Source organism: Rhodoferax sp. RT4P68 (genome assembly GCF_056521305.1).
Genome location: NZ_JBWMBB010000003.1, coordinates 312,163 through 329,271, shown reverse-complemented (window position 1 = coordinate 329,271; position 17,109 = coordinate 312,163). Strand labels below are relative to the sequence as shown.

The following is a 17,109-nucleotide window of genomic DNA, read 5'->3' as shown; positions in this document are numbered from 1 at the left end:
TTAAACGTGGAATTAATCTTTCGTTCATCCGAAGTTCAGCTTCGGATCCTCCCACCGAACCGATTCAGGACCGCCATGAAAACTCTGCCCATCTCCCTTCTCGTCGCCACCCTCGCCGCTGCCGGCGCCCATGCCGGTGAAGTCGAAGTGCTGCACTACTGGACCAGCGGCGGCGAAGCCAAGGCCGCGACGGCGCTCAAGTCCACCATGCAGGCCAAGGGCCACCAGTGGAAAGATTTCGCCGTGGCCGGTGGCGGCGGCGACGCGGCGATGACGGTGCTGAAGTCGCGCGTGGTCTCGGGCAATGCGCCGGCTGCGGCGCAGATCAAGGGCCCGTCGATCCAGGAATGGGCGCAAGAGGGCGTGCTGGCCAACATCGACGATGTGGCCAAGGCCGAGAAGTGGGACACGCTGCTACCCAAGGCCGTGTCCGACATCATGAAATACAAGGGCAACTACGTCGCCGTGCCGGTCAACGTGCACCGCGTCAACTGGCTCTGGGCCAACCCTGAGGCGCTAAAGAAGGCCGGCACCAAGATGCCCACGACCTGGGACGAGTTCTTCGCCACGGCTGAAGCGCTGAAGAAGGCCGGCATCATCCCCGTGGCCCACGGCGGCCAAGCATGGCAAGACTTCACCACGTTCGAGAGCGTGGCCCTGGGCCTGGGCGGTGCCGAGTTCTACAAGAAGGCTTTCGTGCAGCTGGACGCGGCCACCTTGAGCAGCCCGACCATGGAGAACGTGCTCACCACCTTCAAGCGCATCAAGGGCTACACCGACAAGAACGCCAACGGTCGCGACTGGAACCTGTCCACCGCCATGGTCATCAAGGGCGAGGCCGGCATGCAGCTGATGGGCGACTGGGCCAAGGGCGAGTTCGTGTCCGCCGGCAAGGTGCCGGGCAAGGACTTCGTCTGCGCCGCCGCGCCGGGCAGCGCCAACGCCTACACCTTCAACATCGACTCGTTCGCGATGTTCAAGATCAAGGGCGACGGCAAGGCCCAGAAGGACCTGGCCGCCGCCATCATGGCGCCCGATTTCCAGGAGCTGTTCAACCTGAACAAGGGCAGCGTGCCGGTGCGCCTGGGCATGAAGATGGACAAGTTCGACGACTGTGCCAAGCTGTCGGCCAAAGACTTCGTGGACACGGCCAAGACCGGCGCGTTGGTGCCCAGCCTGGCCCACGGCATGGCCGTGCCGCCGGCCGTTGAAGGCGCCATGAAAGACGTGGTCAGCCAGTTCTGGAACAGCGACAAGATGACGGCCAAGGACGCCATGGCCAAGTTCGCGTCCGCTGCCAAGACGAAGTAAGCGCCGGCCCGTCGAAAGCCCACCATGTCCGCACCCTCCGCGCTGCGCACACCCTGGCTACCGAGGCTCGTGGTCGCCCCGAGCTTCATCGTCAGCTTTCTGTTCATCTACGGGCTGATCGCCTGGAACGGATATCTGTCGGTCTCGGCCTCGCGCCTGCTGCCCAACTACGAGTTCGCCGGCCTGCAGCAGTACCGCCTGCTGCTGGACAACGAACGCTTCCACGTCGCCATGACCAACATGGCCGTCTTCGGCGTGCTGTTCGTCGGCGGCGCCATGGTCATCGGCCTGCTGCTGGCGATCCTGCTCGACCAGAAGGTGCGCGCCGAGGGCGTGTTGCGCACCATCTACCTGTACCCGATGGCGATCTCGTTCATCGTCACCGGCACCGCGTGGAAGTGGATGCTGAACCCCGGCCTGGGGCTGGAGCATGTGGTGCAGCAATGGGGCTTCACCAGCTTCACCTTCGACTGGCTGGTGAACCCGGACAAGGCGATCTACTGCGTGGCGATCGCGGGCATCTGGCAGAGCGCGGGCTTCGTGATGGCGCTCTTTCTGGCAGCGCTGCGCGGCATCGATGACTCGATCATCAAGGCCGCGCAGGTCGATGGCGCCAGCCTGCCGCGCATCTACTGGAGCATCATCATCCCCAGCCTGCGCCCGGTGTTCTTCAGCACCCTGATGGTGGTGAGCCACCTGGCGATCAAGAGCTTCGACCTGGTGATGGCACTCACCGCCGGCGGCCCCGGTTTTGCCACCGACCTGCCGGCCACCTTCATGTATGCCATGGCCTTCACGCGCGGGCAGATCGGCCTGGGTGCGGCCAGTGCCACCGTGATGCTGGCCACCGTGGCGGCCATCGTCGTGCCCTACCTGTACTCAGAACTGAGGACCAAGAAATGAGCGCCGTCATCCCCCGCCCTGCGGCTCCGGCTGCGGCCGCGTCGCGCCCGCCGCTGATCAATGTGCACCGCATCGTGCTGGGCAGCGTGCTGCTGCTGTTCGCGGCCTACTTCCTGATGCCGCTGTACGTGATGCTCAGCACCTCGCTGAAGGACATGGACCAGATCCGCGACGGCAGCCTGCTGTCGCTGCCCACCAACCCCAGCTTTGCAGCCTGGTCCAAAGCCTGGAGCTCGGCCTGCACCGGCGTGGACTGCGGCGGCCTGAAGCCGTTCTTCATGAACTCGGTGCTGATGATCCTGCCCACCGTGGTGTGCTCCACCGCCATCGGCGCGCTCAACGGCTACGTGCTGAGCAAATGGAAATTCCCCGGCAGCGAGACCATGTTCGCGTTCCTGCTGTTCGGCGTGTTCATGCCGATGCAGGTGGTGTTGCTGCCAATGAGCCAGGTGCTCGGCTGGCTGGGCATCGCCAGCTCGCTGTGGGGGCTGATCCTGGTGCACGTGATCGCCGGCATCCCGTCGACCACGCTGTTCTTTCGCAACTACTACGTGGGCCTGCCCGATGAGCTGGTCAAGGCCGCCATGCTGGACGGCGCCTCGTTCTGGCAGATCTTCTGGCGCATCGTGCTGCCGCTGTCCACGCCCATCCTGGTCGTCACGCTGATCTGGCAGTTCACCAACATCTGGAACGACTTCCTGTACGGCGTGGTGTTCTCGGGCGCCGACAGCAAGCCCATCACGGTCGGGCTGAACAACCTGGCCAACACCTCGAGCACGGTCAAGGAATACAACGTGGACATGGCGGCTGCACTGATCGCAGCCCTGCCCACGCTCATCGTCTATGTCGTCGCAGGCAAGTATTTCGTGCGGGGCCTCACGGCCGGCGCGGTGAAAGGATAAACATCATGGGTGCACTGGCCATCAAGGGCGTCGAGAAGATCTTCAACGGCAATGTCCACATCCTGAAGGGCATCGACATCGAGATCGAAAAGGGCGAATTCCTCATCCTCGTGGGAGCTTCGGGCTGCGGCAAGAGCACGCTGCTCAACATGATCGCCGGGCTGGACACGCCCACGCACGGCAGCGTGCACATCGGCGACCGCGACGTGACCTACCTGCCCAGCAAGGACCGCGACATCGCGATGGTGTTCCAGAGCTACGCGCTGTACCCCACGATGAACGTGGCGCAGAACATCGCGTTCGGGCTGGAGATCCGCAAGGTGCCCAAGGCACAGCGCGAGGAGACGGTGCAGCGCGTGTCCAAGATGCTGCAGCTGGGCCATCTGCTGGACCGCAAGCCCGGGCAACTGTCGGGCGGCCAGCGCCAGCGCGTGGCCATGGGGCGGGCGCTGGCGCGCGACCCCAAGCTGTTCCTGTTCGACGAGCCGCTGTCCAACCTGGACGCCAAGCTGCGCGTCGAGATGCGGGCCGAGATCAAGCTGTTGCACCAGCGCACGCGCACCACCACGGTCTACGTCACGCACGACCAGGTCGAGGCCATGACGCTGGGCGACCGCATCGCGGTGATGAAGGACGGCCGTGTCGAGCAGTTCGGCACGCCGGACGACATCTACGAGCGGCCGGCCACCAAGTTCGTCGCCGAGTTCATCGGCTCGCCGTCGATGAACATGGTGCAGGCCCAACGCAGCGGCGCCGGCGTCGGCGCACACGGCGTGGACCTGCCCCTCAACGACGCGCAGCGCGCTGCCCTGCAGGCGGGCGGCAAGGAACTGGTCTACGGCGTGCGGCCCGAGAACATCGAGCTGGCCGACCAGGGCCTGCCGGGCACCTTCACCATCATCGAGCCGACCGGGCCGGAGACCTACGCCACGGTCGACACGGCCGTCGGCAAGCTCACGGCGCGCGTGCCTGGCAACCTGCGGCGCAAGGCCGGTGATGCGGTGTGCCTGCGCTGGAACCCGGCGCACGCCCACCTGTTCGACGCGGCGAACGACAAGCGCGTGGCTTGAGCGGGCTTGTCTTTCTTCCCCTCGCGGGGCACCCCTCGGTTCCAGGCCTTTCAAGGTCTCGGCGATGAAGGGTGCTGTCCGTGGCGTGGCGTGGCGTGGCGTGGCGCCCGGCCTCGGTCGGGCCGCCCGGCCTGGGGTGCCCGCCGTGGCCGCCCGGTGGACGCGTCCCTGGCCCAGGGGCTCGGGCAGCCTGCGGTGCTCGGCCTGCGGGCGCATTGCACAACTCGCACCGTTCACTGCGTTCACTCACCTCGAACAGGTGCAATGAGCTAGTCATTGAGGCGTGCTGCGCCGCCGCCCGCAGTCCTGCGCTCCTCGGCGCGTCCACAGGTTGGCCACGGCGGTCACCCCAGGCCGGGCTACGTCGCTGGTGGCTGACGCGCCGCAGGGGACGGGCTCGCGTGACGCGGGCTCTTTCTTCTCAACGGCTTTCCAGCGCGCACCGCTCGCGTGACGCGGCCTCCTCTTCTCGACGGCCTGCCAGCGCGAACCGCGCGTCGGAGTCAGCCGCACCGAGCCCGGCATGGGGCACCCCCAGGGCCGGCCCTGCAGATGCGCCGAGGAGCGCAGTGGCATGGGCGGCGGCGCAGCACGCTTCGTGAACTGACTCATTGCACCTGTTCGAGGTGAACGAACGCAGTGAGTGGTGCGAGTTGTGCAATGCGCCCATGCCGCGAGCACCGCAGGGGACCCCGAGCCCCTGGGCGAGGGGCGCTGAGCCGGGCCGGCCCTGGGGGTGCCCCATGCCAGGCGGCCCGCCGCCCACACAGCCAACACAGCCAACACAGCCAACACAGCACACCCGGCACACCCGCCACAACCGGCAAACCCACTGCTCGGCGAAGTACCGACGCCAAGACCTTGAAAGACCTGCCCCTCAGTACGCGATCGTGCTCGATATAGCGCGCGCGCATTCGATCAACATCGGTGCCAGCCTCCTCTGCGCCTCCTCCATCGTCCAGCGGCTGGTGGGCGGCGACAGGTGCAACGCGCCGACCGCGTTGCCCTGCCGATCCACCAGCGGCGCAGCCAGGCCCATGTCGCCCAGGAACAGCTCCTCGCAGTTGGTCGCATAGCCCACCTGCCGGCACTGCGCGATCTTCGCCAGGATGTCGTCGACATCCGTCAACGTGAACTGCGTGCGCGCCGGCCGGGGCGCGGCCAGCAGCAGTGCGCGCACGGCGTCATCGGGCAGCGTGCTCAAGTAGGCGCGGCCACAACTGCTGCAGTACATGGGGATGCGCATGCCCACCGGCGTGAACACCGGGATGAACTTGGACGTGACGAGCTGCGCCAGGTAGAGCATGTCGTGCCCCACCGGCTCGGTCACGTTGGCCGTCTCGCCGCTGGCGTTGGACAGCTGCGCCAAGTATGGGTGGGCGATCTGCACCAGCGGGTGGCCCACCAGGTAGTTCGCGCCGATCTCCATCGCCTTGGGCAGCAGCTGGAAGCGCCGCATGCGCGGGTGCTTGCCCACATAGCCCAGCACCTGCAGCGTGTGCACGGTGCGCTGGGCCGAGCCCTTGCTCATGCCCGTCTGCTCGGCCAACTCGCCCAGCGTCATGGTGCGGTGCGAGGCGTCGAAGGCGCGCAGTACGGCGAGGCCCTTTTCCAATGATTGGTTGAACAGCGGATCGGGCGCGGGGGCGTCCGGTTCGGCAGGTGCGGAGGTTCTGGCCATCTTCTGCGCGGCGACGCTGATCGCATGCGCCACGAGATTTGTTGTATCGATGATCGATTCTATGGATGCGGTGACTTGCTCTACAGCCGATGGGAGAATCCCGCGCATGAACCGCCCCCTCGACACCCTGACCATCACGCGTCCCGACGACTGGCACCTGCACCTGCGCGACGGCGAGGCCCTGCACACGCTGGTGCCGCACACGGCCGCCCAGTTCGCGCGCGCCATCGTGATGCCCAACCTGCGCCCGCCCGTCACCACGGCCGCGCTGGCCCTGGCCTACCGCGACCGCATCCTGGCGGCCGTGCCCGAGGGCGTGGACTTCGAGCCGTTGATGACGCTCTACCTCACCGACCAGCTTGCACCCGACGAGATCGTCCGCGCCCGCGAGGCCGGCGTCGTCGCCGCCAAGCTCTACCCGGCCGGTGCCACCACCAACAGCGATTCGGGCGTGACGGACATCCAGCGCATCCACCGCACGCTGGAGGCCATGCAGCGCGCCGGCATGCTGCTGCTGGTGCACGGCGAAGTCACTTCGCCCGACGTGGACCTGTTCGACCGCGAGGCGGTGTTCATCGACCAGCACATGATCCCGCTGCGGCGCGACTTCCCCGAGCTGAAGATCGTGTTCGAACACATCACCACGCGCGAGGCCGCGCAATACGTGAAGCAAAGCGATGCCCACACGGCCGCCACCATCACCGCGCACCACCTCCTGTACAACCGCAACGCCATCTTCGTCGGCGGCGTGCGGCCGCACTACTACTGCCTGCCAGTCCTCAAGCGTGAGACGCACCGCCTGGCGCTGGTCGAAGCGGCCACCAGCGGCAGCGCCAAGTTCTTCCTTGGCACCGACAGCGCGCCGCATGCCGCGCACCTCAAAGAGCATGCCAGCGGCTGCGCCGGCTGCTACACCGCGCATGCTGCGATGGAGATGTATGCCGAGGCCTTCGACCATGCCGGCGCGCTGGACCAATTGGAGGGCTTCGCCAGCTTCCACGGCGCCGACTTCTACGGCCTGCCGCGCAACACCGGCAGCATCACCCTGAAGCGCGATGCCTGGACGCCACCGCCCAGCTTTGCCTATGGCGAGGCCGAGCTGAAGCCGCTGCGCAGCGGAGAAGAATTGCCCTGGAGGATGGCAGCATGAGAACGCACACCGGCCCCGTCGCGCTACTGCTCGACGCCGACAACCTGTCATCGCCCGAGCTCGTCGCGCAGGCCCTGCACCTGCTGCAGCAGAGCGAGGGCCCGGTCACCATCCGCCGCGCCTATGGCAGCGCCGAGAACCTGAAGGGCCTGGGGCCAGTGCTGCGCGAGCTGGCGTTTCGCCCCTGCATCAACCTGCCGCTGGCCAAGAACACCACCGACATGATGCTGGCGGTCGACGCCATGGACCTGTGCGCGCAGCATCGGCTGGCAGTCGTGGCCATTGGCACCGGGGACGCCGACTTCGCCCCCCTGGTGCTGCGCCTGCGCGAGCTGGGCGTGCGCACGCTGTGCTACTCGCAGGCCAACAAGATGTCGCCCGACGCGCATGGCTTCTACGACGAGGTCGTGCTGATCTCGTCGCTGCGCCGCAGCCGGAGCGCACCTGCCGACGCCGAGCCCGCCGCGCCGGTGGCCCGCAAGACAGCGGCGCGCAAGACCCCCGCGCGCAAGACGGCAGCCAAGTCGGCCGCCGCGCCTGCCCCGGCACCCACTGCGGAAGTGGCAGCGGCACCGGCACCGGTACCCGCACGCGCGCCATCGCCATCGCCATCGCCATCACAAGCACGCTCGCCATTGCCATCGCCATCGCCCGCGCCCGCTCGCTCGCCGGCGCCCTCCCCGTCACGGCGCGCCGCACCGCCTGCGGAGTCGCAGGCCGCGCTCAGCGACGCGGTGCAAGCCCTGCTGCGCGAGATGCCCGGCGTCCTGGAAGGCAAGGCGGTCGAGTTCGGCGACGTCGCCCAGCGCCTGCGCAGCGCCAAGCTGATGAGCCGCAGCGCCAGTGCCGGCAAGTTCTTGAAGAAGCATGTCCCCGGCATCGAGATCACGCCGGAAGACTCGCCCCACAAGCTGCGCTGGCCAGCCGCCGCGCGCTGATCTTGCAGGCCGAGGCGATCGACTGGTCGCAGCCCTGGCTGCAGCCTTACCGTGCCATCGGCGAGACGGTCGCCCGGCACGTGGCGCACGGCGCGCCGGTGCACCAAGCGCTGCAGGCCGTGCGCCACCACGCGGGCGCCGGCGCCGCCGGGCCAGCGCCACCGCGCTTCGCGGCGCAAGGCAGCCTGCCGCCCGGCACGGCCTACGAATCGCATGTCTGTGCCACCGGCACGACGCTGTTGCAGCACAACCTGCACGACTTCTTCAACGGCCTGGTCTGGCTGCACTTTCCGCAAACGAAAAGGCGGTTGAATGCGCTGCACGCGCAGGCGATCGCCGCCACCTCGCCTGGGGGCCGGCGCGGCCCTTTGCGAGACGCGATGACCGTGTTCGACGAGAACGGCGCCCTGCTCTTGGCCCCACCGTTTGTGTGGGATGCCCTGCGTGCGCGCGACTGGCGGGGCCTGTTCGTGACGCACCGCGCGGCCTGGGCGCAGGCGCGGCTCGTGCTGTTCGGCCATGGCCTGATGGAGAAGCTGCTGCGCCCGCGCAAGCCCATCACGGCCCACGTCTATCCGGCCCCGCAAGCTCTTGATTCGATAGCACGCATCGACCACTGGCTGGCCACTGCCGTCGGTGGCCCCGATTGGCGAGCCAGGCCTTTCACACCCCTGCCGGTGCTGGGCATACCGGGCTGGCATGCCAGCAGTGTGGACGATTGCTTCTATGATGACCCGCTCGTATTCCGCCCCGCGGCGCGTTCAAACCAACCACAGCAAAGGACGCAGGCCGACGCGGCTTGATGTTGCACACAGCGCCCCCATGTGTGCAGCCGACCCCTACACAACCCAGGGGGGCCCCCCGGAGAACCCATGAAACGCATTGCCTTGTTTGTCCTCACCAATCTTGCCGTCGTGGTGGTGCTGGGCGTCGTCGCCAGCCTGCTCGGCGTCAACCGCTATCTCACGGCCAACGGCCTGAACCTGGGCGCGCTGCTCGGCTTCGCGCTGATCATGGGTTTTGGCGGCGCGATCATCTCGCTGCTCATCAGCAAGCCCATGGCCAAGTGGACCTCGGGCGTGAAGTTGATCGACCAGCCGCAGAACGCCGATGAAGCGTGGATCGTCGAGACCGTGCGCCGCCTGGCCGACAAGGCCGGCATCGGCATGCCCGAGGTCGGCGTCTTCCCGGGTGATCCGAATGCCTTCGCCACCGGCGCCTTCAAGAACTCGGCGCTCGTCGCCGTCTCCACCGGTCTGCTGCAAGGCATGACGCGCGAAGAGATCGAGGCCGTGCTCGCCCACGAGGTCGCCCACATCGCCAATGGCGACATGGTCACGATGACGCTGATCCAGGGCGTGATGAACACCTTCGTCGTGTTCCTGTCGCGCGTCATCGGCTATGCGGTGGACAGCTTCCTGCGCCGTGGCAACGAAGAAAACTCCGGCCCCGGCATTGGCTACTGGGTGACCACCATCGTGCTGGACATCGTGCTGGGCTTTGCCGCCGCGATCGTCGTGGCCTGGTTCTCGCGGCACCGTGAGTTCCGCGCCGACTCGGGCGCCACCTCGCTGATGGGCCGCAAGCAGCCCATGATCAACGCCCTGGCGCGCCTGGGTGGCATGCACCCGGCCGAGCTGCCCAAGAGCGTGGCGGCCCTGGGCATCGCCGGTGGCATCGGCCAGCTATTTTCGACGCACCCGCCTATCGAGAAGCGAATCGCCGCGCTGCAGAGCGCACCGTAAGCGCTGGCCTGAGCGCATCGAAAAAAGCCGCCTTCGGGCGGCTTTTTCCTTGGGGTTTTCACTGTTGCAGCCCGTCTTTGTTGCTGATCTGGAAACGATGCATTCCTTCGCAGCTGGTTTTTCTTTGGCCTCCCGGTCTCTACAGTTGAGCCCATCGATGAGACGCACACAAGTCAACGACTCATCGAACTGGACAGGACGGGAATGAGCCCGCCGTGCCAGAGATCGTCGAAACCTGTCTCGAAAGAAATTGCCATGAACACGAAGTTTTTTGCCTCCGCTCTGATCGCTGCCGCCACGCTCGTCGCCGCCCCCAGCTTTGCAGCCGACAACATGAGCGGTGAAGTGGGCTACGTGCCTGCAGCCCCCGTCGCCTCCACCAGCAACGTGAGCCGCGCCCAAGTGCAAGGCCAGTACCTGCAAGCCCAGCGCAACGATGCGCTGCCGCAAGCCGGTGAAGCCGCCGACCTCGGCGCCGTGGCCGCCACCGACAGCAACGTGAGCCGCGCGACCGTCCGCGCCGAAGCCGTCTATGCCGTGCGCAATGGCCAGACCGTCGGCGGCGAAGTCTGAGCGACACGCACCCCGGCACATTTGAACGAACACTGAAAGAACACCATCATGAACACGAAGTTTTTTGCCTCCGCCCTGATCGCCGCCGCCACCTTGGTTGCAGCCCCCAGCTTTGCAGCCGACAACATCAGCGGTGAAGTCGGCTACGTGCCGCCCGCACCTGTCGCGTCGACCAGCCACCTGACCCGCGCCATGGTGCAGCACGAATACGTGCGTGCCCAACGCAACGACCAACTGGCCATCACGGGCGAAGGCGCTGACGTTGGCGCCGTGGCCAGCACCAACAGCACGCTGACGCGCGACGCCGTGCGCGCCCAAGCCGCCTACGCCGTGCAGCACGGCCAACTGGGTGGCGGCCTGGTCTGACCCCCTGAGGCGCTGCTCTGCAGCGCAGCCAAAAGCCCGCACCGCAAGGTGGCGGGCTTTTTTTTGCGCGGCTCGTCGCGGCGTGCAGTCTGACGCACGAGGCCCTGCACGGCCAACGGCTTTGCAGCGCGAGCGCTGCCAGCCAGACGTCCGGCGCGACCCAGGCACCTCGGCCTACAGCCCGCGCGTGCTGCGTCACCTACTGTGGTTAATCACATACTTCAACGAGGTGCCGCATGACAGACAAGCAGACCCAATCCATGGCCGAAGACAGCAACATGGAAAAGGACCCTTCGACCTGGGTCACCGGCGATGAGGCCATGACGGGCGCCCAGCGCTCCTATCTCAAGACGCTCAGTGAAGAAGCCAAGGAGCCCTTCGACGGCTCGCTGTCGAAGGCGCAGGCGTCGATCCGCATCGACGAGCTGCAGCAGCTCACCGGCCGGGTGCCGGTGGACCACACCCCGCCCTCCAGTCGCGACGTGTAGCGGGTGGGGCGCGCGCCCCCTGCCCCGGCCATTGCTGCGCCGGCACAACGCACCGCCGCCTGTGCAATTCATTTCATCTGCTTATTTATTGATGTGACATCTAAACTTGTCCAATCGATGGCCACGCGTTTCAATGCGTGTTGTCTGCAGCACACGCTGCGTCAGCAACAGCAGGAGAACAGAGATGGACGCAGGCGAGGACACGGCACGGACCCAGGTGCTCATCGTGGGCGGTGGCCCGGTCGGCATGGGGTTGGCGGTGGAGCTGGGGCAGCGCGGTGTGCGCTGCATGGTGGTGGAACGATTCGCCGAGCCGCAGCCCATCCCCAAGGGCCAGAACCTGACGCAGCGCACGATGGAGCACTTCCATTTCTGGGGTGCCGAGCCTGCACTGCGCGCTGCGCGCACCATTCCGGCCGGCTACGGCATCGGCGGCCTTGCCGCGCACGGCACACTGCTCAGCCCCTACCACTACGACTGGCTGCAACGCGATCTGGTGCGGCCGTTCTACTACCAGGCCAATGAGCGGCTGCCGCAGTACGCGACCGAGCAGGTGTTGCGCCAGCGCGCCGCAGAGATTCCCTCGGTCACCGCGCTGTATGGCTGGAAGGCGGAAACGGTGGTGGCCGATGCCGACGGTGTCCAGGTCACTTTGTCAGAGCGCGGGGGAGCGGGTCGCCAGTCGATCCGCGCGGACTATGTGGTCGGTTGCGACGGCAGCCGATCGGTCGTGCGCGAGCAGGCGGGCATCACGCAGACGCTGTCGGACCACGACCGGCTGATGGCCCTGGTGGTGTTCCGCTCGCGCGAGCTGCACGATCTGCTCGCCTGCTATCCGGGCAAGTCCTACTACAACGTGCTGCAGCCCGAGTTGAACGGCTACTGGAAGTTCTTTGGCCGTGTGGATCTGGGTGAGACCTGGTTCTTCCACGCGCCCGTGCCGCCCGGCACCACCAAAGACAACTTCGACTTCGCCGCCTACCTGCACGAGGCTGTCGGCGCCAAGTTCGAAGTCGAGTTCGAGCACATCGGCTTCTGGGATCTGCGCTTCGCCATCGCCAACCAGTACCGCGCCGGCCGCGTGTTCGTCGCTGGCGATGCCGCGCACAGCCACCCACCGTACGGCGGCTACGGCGTCAACACCGGCTTCGAGGATGCCCGCAACCTGGGCTGGAAGCTCGCGGCCCGGCTGCAGGGCTGGGGCGGCGAGGCGCTGCTGGACTCCTACGATCAGGAACGCAGGCCGGTGTTCGATTCCACGGCGCGCGATTTCATCGCCAAGTCCATCGAGACGGATCGCGCCTTCCTGCACGCGCACGATCCCGCGCGCGACAAGGACGCTTTCGAGAAAGCCTGGAACGCCCGCAGTGCAGGCGCGGCGGACGAAGTCAACGCCTTCGAGCCGCACTACGAGGGGTCTCCGGTCGTGGCCGGCACCGAGGGCGCTGGCGGCAGCGCGGTCGGACGGCACAGTTTCGAAGCGCGCGCCGGCCACCACCTGGCCCCGGCAACGCTGGCCGACGGTCGCAATGTGTACGAGCGTCTGGGGACAGGGTTCACCTTGCTGGCGCTCGGCGCAGATGCCGCGCAGGTGCAGACGTTCGTCGACGCGGCGCGTGACGCGAAGCTGGACCTGACGGTGGTTCAAGACGCCGCCGCAGGCGAGTGCGCCCGCTATGGCGCCCCGCTGGTGCTGGTGCGGCCCGACCATTTCGTGGCCTGGGTCGGTGATGGCGCAGCGGTGCCCGAAGCCCTGCAGGTGCTGCGCACGGCCAACGGCACGGCCTAGCCGCGCGCGCGGCAGGCCCAGGCGCTCCTACACTGCGCCGATGAATCTTTCCACGCGCCAGATCCGGGCCTTCCTGTTCGTGGCGCGCGCCGGCAGCTTCACGCGTGCGGCCGAACGCGCGCACATGACGCAGGCCGGCCTCAGCATCCTGGTGCGTGAAGTTGAGCGCCAACTGGGCGCCCGGCTGTTCGACCGCACGACGCGCGCCGTCCAGATGACCGAGGCAGGTCGCCGTTTTGCCGCAGTGGCCGAATCGGTGCTGCAGCAGCTCGACGATGCCACGGCCGAGATGGACGCGCTCGGCCAGGTGGCGCGCCAGCAACTGCGCATCGCCGCCACGCCGCTGGTCTCGGCCCATCTGCTCCCCCAACTGCTCGCCCGCTTCAAGGCTGGTAATCCCCACGTGCGCATCCAGTTGCTGGACAGCGACCTGCAGGGCGTTCAGGACCTGGTGGAGTCCGGCGCTGCGGACATGGGCTTCGGCTTCTTTTTCAAAGTCGCGTCCGGCCTCGTGCGGCGCCATGTCGCCGACTTTGCGCTGATGAAGGTCTCGCCGGCCGACACGGTGCCGCAAGCGCTAGGGCGCGCGCGCTGGGCATCGCTGCGCGGCGCCTCGCTGATCACGCTGCCTTCGGACAATCCGATCCAGCGCGCCATCGACACGCAGATGCACAAGTTGGGGATCGAGCGCGACGACGGCGCCAGCCTGGCGGTGAGTTTCCTGGCGACCCAGATCTCGATGGTGGAAGCAGGTTTCGGCGATGCGGTGATGCCGACGTTTGCGGTCGCGGCCTGCCGCCGGCACCACGTGCAGATCGACGTGCTGGGCAGCCCGCAGGTCAAGCTGGGCTTCTACCGCATCTCACGCAAGGGTGCCGCCGAGACGGACACCATGAAGGCCTTCGACGCGTCGGTCGCTCTGCATCTGCCCGAGATGTCGCGCTAGACATTGCAAGCCAGAACACGCTGGCGGCGCCGCCTGTGACCGCAGCCGCCAACACGTCCGGCCGCGCCCTTCACTCCGCCGTGATGTTGCCCTGGCGGACCACATCGGCCCAGCGCTGGGCGTCCTTGGCAATGAGCGCACCGAACTCGGCTGGCGTGGCCGTGGCGGGCACCATGCCCTGCGCCTCGAATGCCTTGGCCACGTCGGGCTGCTTCAGCACCGCGGCGATCTCGCGGTTCAGGCGATCCACGACGGCCTGTGGCGTGCCCTTGGGCGCCAACACGCCGTACCACATGTCCACGTTGTCGATGGCGGCACCCGCTTCGGCCAGCGTCGGCACGTCGGGCAGCTGCGGCAGGCGCTTCGGGCTGCCCGTGGCGATCGCGCGCAGCTTGCCTGCCTGGATGTGCTGCAGGGCCACGTGAACCGGCAGGAACATGAAATCGATGCGCCCGCCCAGCAGGTCCGTCACCGCACCGGCAGTGCCTTTGTAGGGCACGTGCAGCATCTCCATGCCGCTGTTCTGGGCGAGCAGCGCCATCGACAGATGGTGGGGTGTGCCCACACCGGGAGTCGCGTAAGCCAGCTTTCCGGGTGCAGCCTTTGCGGCCGACACGACCTGCGCCAGCGTGGTGGCCTTCTGCGTGTTGGGGTTGGCGACAAGCAGCAGGCTGCCCCAGGAGGTCATGGCCACCGGCGTGAAATCGGCGACGGGGTCGTAGGACAGGCTTTTGTACAGGCTCTTGTTCATGACCAGCGTGTTGACCTGCACCATCAGCGTATGGCCATCGGGCTTGGCCCTGGCGACGCGATCGCTGCCGATGTTGCCGCTGGCGCCGGGGACGTTGTCGACGACGACCGGCTGCCCCAGCACTTTCGGCAGATGCACGGACAGCTGACGCGCGATCAGGTCGATCCCGGTGCCGGGCGTGTAGGGCACGACGAAGGTGATGGCCTGGTCAGGCCACGCGAACGCCTGGCCGGCCATCAGCACGGCGCTGGAACAAACGATGGAACGCAAAAATCGACGCATGCGGTGTCTCCTGGTTGCAGGGTGCGGCGCAGGCCTCTCCCCCTATAGCCGATCGATTAAGCCTTGACGAGGTTCATGTGGCAAATTCACATATCACATGAATGCATAAGTGCGGCCTATCAATGCAGCGACGCGTTCTGTGCACGCAGGCCATCCAACGGATGCCAAACGCGGCGACCGGCACCTCAACGCGGCCGGCGCATCAGGAACTTCTCACCCAGCGCGAAGTAGTCCGCCGGCCCACCGCCGCGCAGCACCGGCTGGGCCGCGGCGGTGTCGTAGATGCCGTCTTTGAGCAGCTTGCGCGCGATGTGGATCTGCACCACCTCGCCCAGCACCAGCCAGGTGTCCACCGGCGTGCCGTCCGCGCCTTGCAGCTGGATCAACTGCGACAGCTTGCACTCGAAGGCCACCGGGCTCTCGCCCACGCGCGGCGCCGCCACGCGCAGCGAGGGCACGGCCGTGAGGCCGGCCAGCGCAAACTCATTGACCTCTGGCGGCACGGCCGCGCAGGACGCGTTCATCGGCTCGGCCAGCGGCCGCGTCACCAGGTTCCAGACGAACTCGCCCGTCTCTTCGATGTGGCGCACAGAATCCTTGCGGCCGATGCTGGAAAAGCCGATCAGCGGGGGCGTGTAGTTGAACGCGTTGAAGAAGCTGTAGGGCGCCAGGTTCACCAGCCCGCCCGCGCTGCGCGTGGACACCCAACCGATCGGCCGCGGGCCGACGATGGCGTTGAACGGGTCGTGCGGCAGGCCGTGGCCCAGGCGCGGTTCATAGGAATGCAGGTCGTCTTGGATCATGGGGCGCTCGTGGTGGGCAGGGCTGTGAAGACCCGCATCTTGCCGCGTGGGCAGCCGCAGCGTCGCGCCGATCGGCATGACCCCGCAATCTTCGGCCTTCAGGCCTGGTGCCCGCGCTGCCAGCCCGGCGCGGCGGCTCGTGCTGCGCTTCGCTGCGCAGCTCGATAGGGCCGGCGTGCTACCCCGGCATGCGCGAGTCATCCGGGTAACTCCGTAGTGCCGCCGCCGTGGTGGAAAGCCTTCTGAAAGCCTCGGACGGGCACGATCTCAACTCTTCGGCCAACACCCTCGAAAGCGAGACAGCATGTACCCCTCACTGCCCCACGACGCCCTGCCCTCGACCCGTCGCCACTGGCTGCAAGCCAGCGGCGCCCTGGCCCTCGGCGGCCTGCTGCCTTCCCATGCATGGGCGCAGGCGGCCTGGCCCAGCAAGCCGATCCGCTTCGTGGTGCCGTTTGCGCCGGGCGGCAGCTCGGAGATCGTGGCCCGCTCCAGCGCGGGCGAGCTGTCCAACACCATCGGCCAGAACGTGTTTGTGGACAACAAGCCTGGCGCCGCCGGCAACATTGCGATGTCGGAGGTGGCGCGCAGCGACGATCAGCACACCCTCATCCTGGGCCACATCGGCACGCTGGCCGTCAACCCCTACATCTTCGCCAAGCTGCCGTTCGACGCGAACAAGGATTTCAAACCCGTCAGCCTGCTGGCCAAGGTGCCCAGCCTGTACGTGGTGCACCCCGACGTGCCGGCCAGGAACCTCACCGAGTTCATCGCCTACGCCAAGAAGAACCCGGGCAAGCTGAGCTACGGCTCGGCGGGCAACGGCAGCGCGGGGCACCTGGCGTTCGAGTATCTGAAGATGACCTCGGGCGTGTTCATGCTGCACGTGCCCTACCGTGGCACCGGGCCGATGCTGACGGACCTGATGTCCGGCCGTGTCGAGGCCTCGGCCATCGGCGCGCCAGCCATCCTGCCGTTCATCAAGGCCGGCAAGCTGCGCTGCATCGCCACCGGCTCGGCGATGCGCCTGGCGCAGTTGCCCGATGTGGCGACCGTGGCCGAACAAGGCTTTCCAGGCTTCGAGATGACGCAGTGGTACGGCATGCTGGCCCCCGCCACGCTGGCGCCGGCGCACATCGCCAAACTGTCGGCCGAAACCATGAAAGCCATGAAGACCACGACTGTGCTGGAGAAGCTGAAAGGCGATGCGGCCGAGGCCGTGGGCGGCACGCCGGAGGAGTTCGCCAAGTTCATCGCCATCGAGCAGGAGCGGTGGAAGAAGGTGATTGCGCGGGCCGGGATCAAGCCGGACTAGACATGACGCAACCCCCAGTCTTCGCGCTGCGCGCTCCGCCCACCCCCTTCTGCTGCGCAAAGGGGGCGCACCCAGCGGCCTGGCAGAGCCAGTTCC

17 protein-coding genes are annotated in these 17,109 nt (G+C 67.1%); 14 read left to right on the top strand and 3 right to left on the bottom strand.

Annotated elements, in window-relative coordinates; all coding sequences use genetic code 11:
* Nucleotides 1-75 precede the first annotated feature (75 nt).
* Genes AC099J_RS08050 through AC099J_RS08035 form a run of 4 tightly spaced genes read left to right on the top strand, consistent with a single transcriptional unit; the run spans nt 76 to nt 4,186 of the window.
* Nucleotides 76-1,311 carry an ABC transporter substrate-binding protein gene (locus AC099J_RS08050; protein ID WP_479614716.1) on the top strand — a complete coding sequence of 412 codons (1,236 nt, stop codon included), beginning with the start codon at nt 76-78 and terminating at the stop codon, nt 1,309-1,311.
* Nucleotides 1,312-1,335: 24 nt separating this feature from the next.
* Nucleotides 1,336-2,214 (top strand): carbohydrate ABC transporter permease, encoded by an 879-nt coding sequence (locus AC099J_RS08045; protein ID WP_479614715.1) that lies wholly within the window; start codon nt 1,336-1,338, stop codon nt 2,212-2,214.
* A complete protein-coding gene (locus AC099J_RS08040) occupies nt 2,211-3,116 on the top strand; it encodes a carbohydrate ABC transporter permease (protein WP_479614714.1) in 906 nt (301 codons plus the stop codon). Before AC099J_RS08045 ends, AC099J_RS08040 begins: the two co-directional genes overlap by 4 nt.
* A gap of 5 nt (nt 3,117-3,121) precedes the next feature.
* Nucleotides 3,122-4,186: an ABC transporter ATP-binding protein gene (locus AC099J_RS08035; protein ID WP_479614713.1), complete on the top strand. Its 1,065-nt coding sequence runs from the start codon at nt 3,122-3,124 to the stop codon at nt 4,184-4,186.
* 877 nt (nt 4,187-5,063) lie between these two features.
* On the opposite strand, the gene AC099J_RS08030 is transcribed toward AC099J_RS08035, so the two are convergent.
* On the bottom strand, nt 5,064-5,867 hold the full coding sequence (locus tag AC099J_RS08030; protein WP_479614712.1) for an IclR family transcriptional regulator: 804 nt from the start codon (nt 5,865-5,867) through the stop codon (nt 5,064-5,066).
* Nucleotides 5,868-5,973: 106 nt separating this feature from the next.
* Between AC099J_RS08030 and pyrC the strand changes: the two genes are divergently transcribed.
* From pyrC to AC099J_RS07985, 9 genes are all read left to right on the top strand, one after another.
* Nucleotides 5,974-7,017 carry a dihydroorotase gene (gene pyrC, locus AC099J_RS08025; protein WP_479614711.1) on the top strand — a complete coding sequence of 348 codons (1,044 nt, stop codon included), beginning with the start codon at nt 5,974-5,976 and terminating at the stop codon, nt 7,015-7,017.
* Nucleotides 7,014-7,955, top strand: coding sequence for an NYN domain-containing protein (locus AC099J_RS08020; RefSeq protein WP_479614710.1), 942 nt, complete (start codon nt 7,014-7,016; stop codon nt 7,953-7,955). The genes pyrC and AC099J_RS08020 overlap by 4 nt, the downstream gene beginning before the upstream one ends.
* 2 nt (nt 7,956-7,957) lie before the next feature.
* Entirely contained in the window at nt 7,958-8,758 is an 801-nt protein-coding gene (locus AC099J_RS08015; protein ID WP_479614709.1) for a DUF3025 domain-containing protein, read from the top strand.
* Nucleotides 8,759-8,827: 69 nt separating this feature from the next.
* Nucleotides 8,828-9,700, top strand: a complete 873-nt coding sequence (htpX, locus tag AC099J_RS08010; protein ID WP_479614708.1) for a protease HtpX — start codon at nt 8,828-8,830, stop codon at nt 9,698-9,700.
* 255 nt (nt 9,701-9,955) lie between these two features.
* Nucleotides 9,956-10,273, top strand: a complete 318-nt coding sequence (locus AC099J_RS08005; RefSeq protein WP_479614707.1) for a hypothetical protein — start codon at nt 9,956-9,958, stop codon at nt 10,271-10,273.
* A gap of 48 nt (nt 10,274-10,321) precedes the next feature.
* On the top strand, nt 10,322-10,639 hold the full coding sequence (locus AC099J_RS08000; protein ID WP_479614706.1) for a DUF4148 domain-containing protein: 318 nt from the start codon (nt 10,322-10,324) through the stop codon (nt 10,637-10,639).
* A gap of 236 nt (nt 10,640-10,875) precedes the next feature.
* A complete protein-coding gene (locus AC099J_RS07995) occupies nt 10,876-11,127 on the top strand; it encodes a DUF3072 domain-containing protein (RefSeq protein WP_479614705.1) in 252 nt (83 codons plus the stop codon).
* Between the two features lie 184 nt (nt 11,128-11,311).
* A complete protein-coding gene (locus AC099J_RS07990) occupies nt 11,312-12,916 on the top strand; it encodes an FAD-dependent monooxygenase (protein ID WP_479614704.1) in 1,605 nt (534 codons plus the stop codon).
* A gap of 40 nt (nt 12,917-12,956) precedes the next feature.
* Entirely contained in the window at nt 12,957-13,862 is a 906-nt protein-coding gene (locus AC099J_RS07985) for a LysR family transcriptional regulator (protein ID WP_479614703.1), read from the top strand.
* 70 nt (nt 13,863-13,932) lie between these two features.
* Here the strand turns inward: AC099J_RS07985 and AC099J_RS07980 are convergent, their stop codons facing one another.
* Together AC099J_RS07980 and AC099J_RS07975 are read right to left on the bottom strand one after the other, a co-directional pair.
* On the bottom strand, nt 13,933-14,895 hold the full coding sequence (locus tag AC099J_RS07980) for a Bug family tripartite tricarboxylate transporter substrate binding protein (RefSeq protein WP_479614702.1): 963 nt from the start codon (nt 14,893-14,895) through the stop codon (nt 13,933-13,935).
* Between the two features lie 185 nt (nt 14,896-15,080).
* On the bottom strand, nt 15,081-15,698 hold the full coding sequence (locus tag AC099J_RS07975; RefSeq protein ID WP_479614701.1) for a flavin reductase family protein: 618 nt from the start codon (nt 15,696-15,698) through the stop codon (nt 15,081-15,083).
* A 304-nt stretch (nt 15,699-16,002) separates the two neighbouring features.
* Between AC099J_RS07975 and AC099J_RS07970 the strand changes: the two genes are divergently transcribed.
* Nucleotides 16,003-17,013 carry a Bug family tripartite tricarboxylate transporter substrate binding protein gene (locus tag AC099J_RS07970; protein WP_479614700.1) on the top strand — a complete coding sequence of 337 codons (1,011 nt, stop codon included), beginning with the start codon at nt 16,003-16,005 and terminating at the stop codon, nt 17,011-17,013.
* Nucleotides 17,014-17,109 lie beyond the last annotated feature (96 nt).

Excerpts from the sequence above, each read along its gene's own strand:
- AC099J_RS08050 (WP_479614716.1), top strand. The coding sequence starts at position 76 with ATGAAAACTCTGCCCATCTCCCTTCTCGTCGCCACCCTCGCCGCTGCC.
- AC099J_RS08045 (WP_479614715.1), top strand. The coding sequence starts at position 1,336 with ATGTCCGCACCCTCCGCGCTGCGCACACCCTGGCTACCGAGGCTCGTG.
- AC099J_RS08040 (WP_479614714.1), top strand. The coding sequence starts at position 2,211 with ATGAGCGCCGTCATCCCCCGCCCTGCGGCTCCGGCTGCGGCCGCGTCG.
- AC099J_RS08035 (WP_479614713.1), top strand. The coding sequence starts at position 3,122 with ATGGGTGCACTGGCCATCAAGGGCGTCGAGAAGATCTTCAACGGCAAT.
- AC099J_RS08030 (WP_479614712.1), bottom strand. The coding sequence starts at position 5,867 with ATGGCCAGAACCTCCGCACCTGCCGAACCGGACGCCCCCGCGCCCGAT.
- pyrC (WP_479614711.1), top strand. The coding sequence starts at position 5,974 with ATGAACCGCCCCCTCGACACCCTGACCATCACGCGTCCCGACGACTGG.
- AC099J_RS08020 (WP_479614710.1), top strand. The coding sequence starts at position 7,014 with ATGAGAACGCACACCGGCCCCGTCGCGCTACTGCTCGACGCCGACAAC.
- htpX (WP_479614708.1), top strand. The coding sequence starts at position 8,828 with ATGAAACGCATTGCCTTGTTTGTCCTCACCAATCTTGCCGTCGTGGTG.
- AC099J_RS08005 (WP_479614707.1), top strand. The coding sequence starts at position 9,956 with ATGAACACGAAGTTTTTTGCCTCCGCTCTGATCGCTGCCGCCACGCTC.
- AC099J_RS08000 (WP_479614706.1), top strand. The coding sequence starts at position 10,322 with ATGAACACGAAGTTTTTTGCCTCCGCCCTGATCGCCGCCGCCACCTTG.
- AC099J_RS07995 (WP_479614705.1), top strand. The coding sequence starts at position 10,876 with ATGACAGACAAGCAGACCCAATCCATGGCCGAAGACAGCAACATGGAA.
- AC099J_RS07990 (WP_479614704.1), top strand. The coding sequence starts at position 11,312 with ATGGACGCAGGCGAGGACACGGCACGGACCCAGGTGCTCATCGTGGGC.
- AC099J_RS07985 (WP_479614703.1), top strand. The coding sequence starts at position 12,957 with ATGAATCTTTCCACGCGCCAGATCCGGGCCTTCCTGTTCGTGGCGCGC.
- AC099J_RS07980 (WP_479614702.1), bottom strand. The coding sequence starts at position 14,895 with ATGCGTCGATTTTTGCGTTCCATCGTTTGTTCCAGCGCCGTGCTGATG.
- AC099J_RS07975 (WP_479614701.1), bottom strand. The coding sequence starts at position 15,698 with ATGATCCAAGACGACCTGCATTCCTATGAACCGCGCCTGGGCCACGGC.
- AC099J_RS07970 (WP_479614700.1), top strand. The coding sequence starts at position 16,003 with ATGTACCCCTCACTGCCCCACGACGCCCTGCCCTCGACCCGTCGCCAC.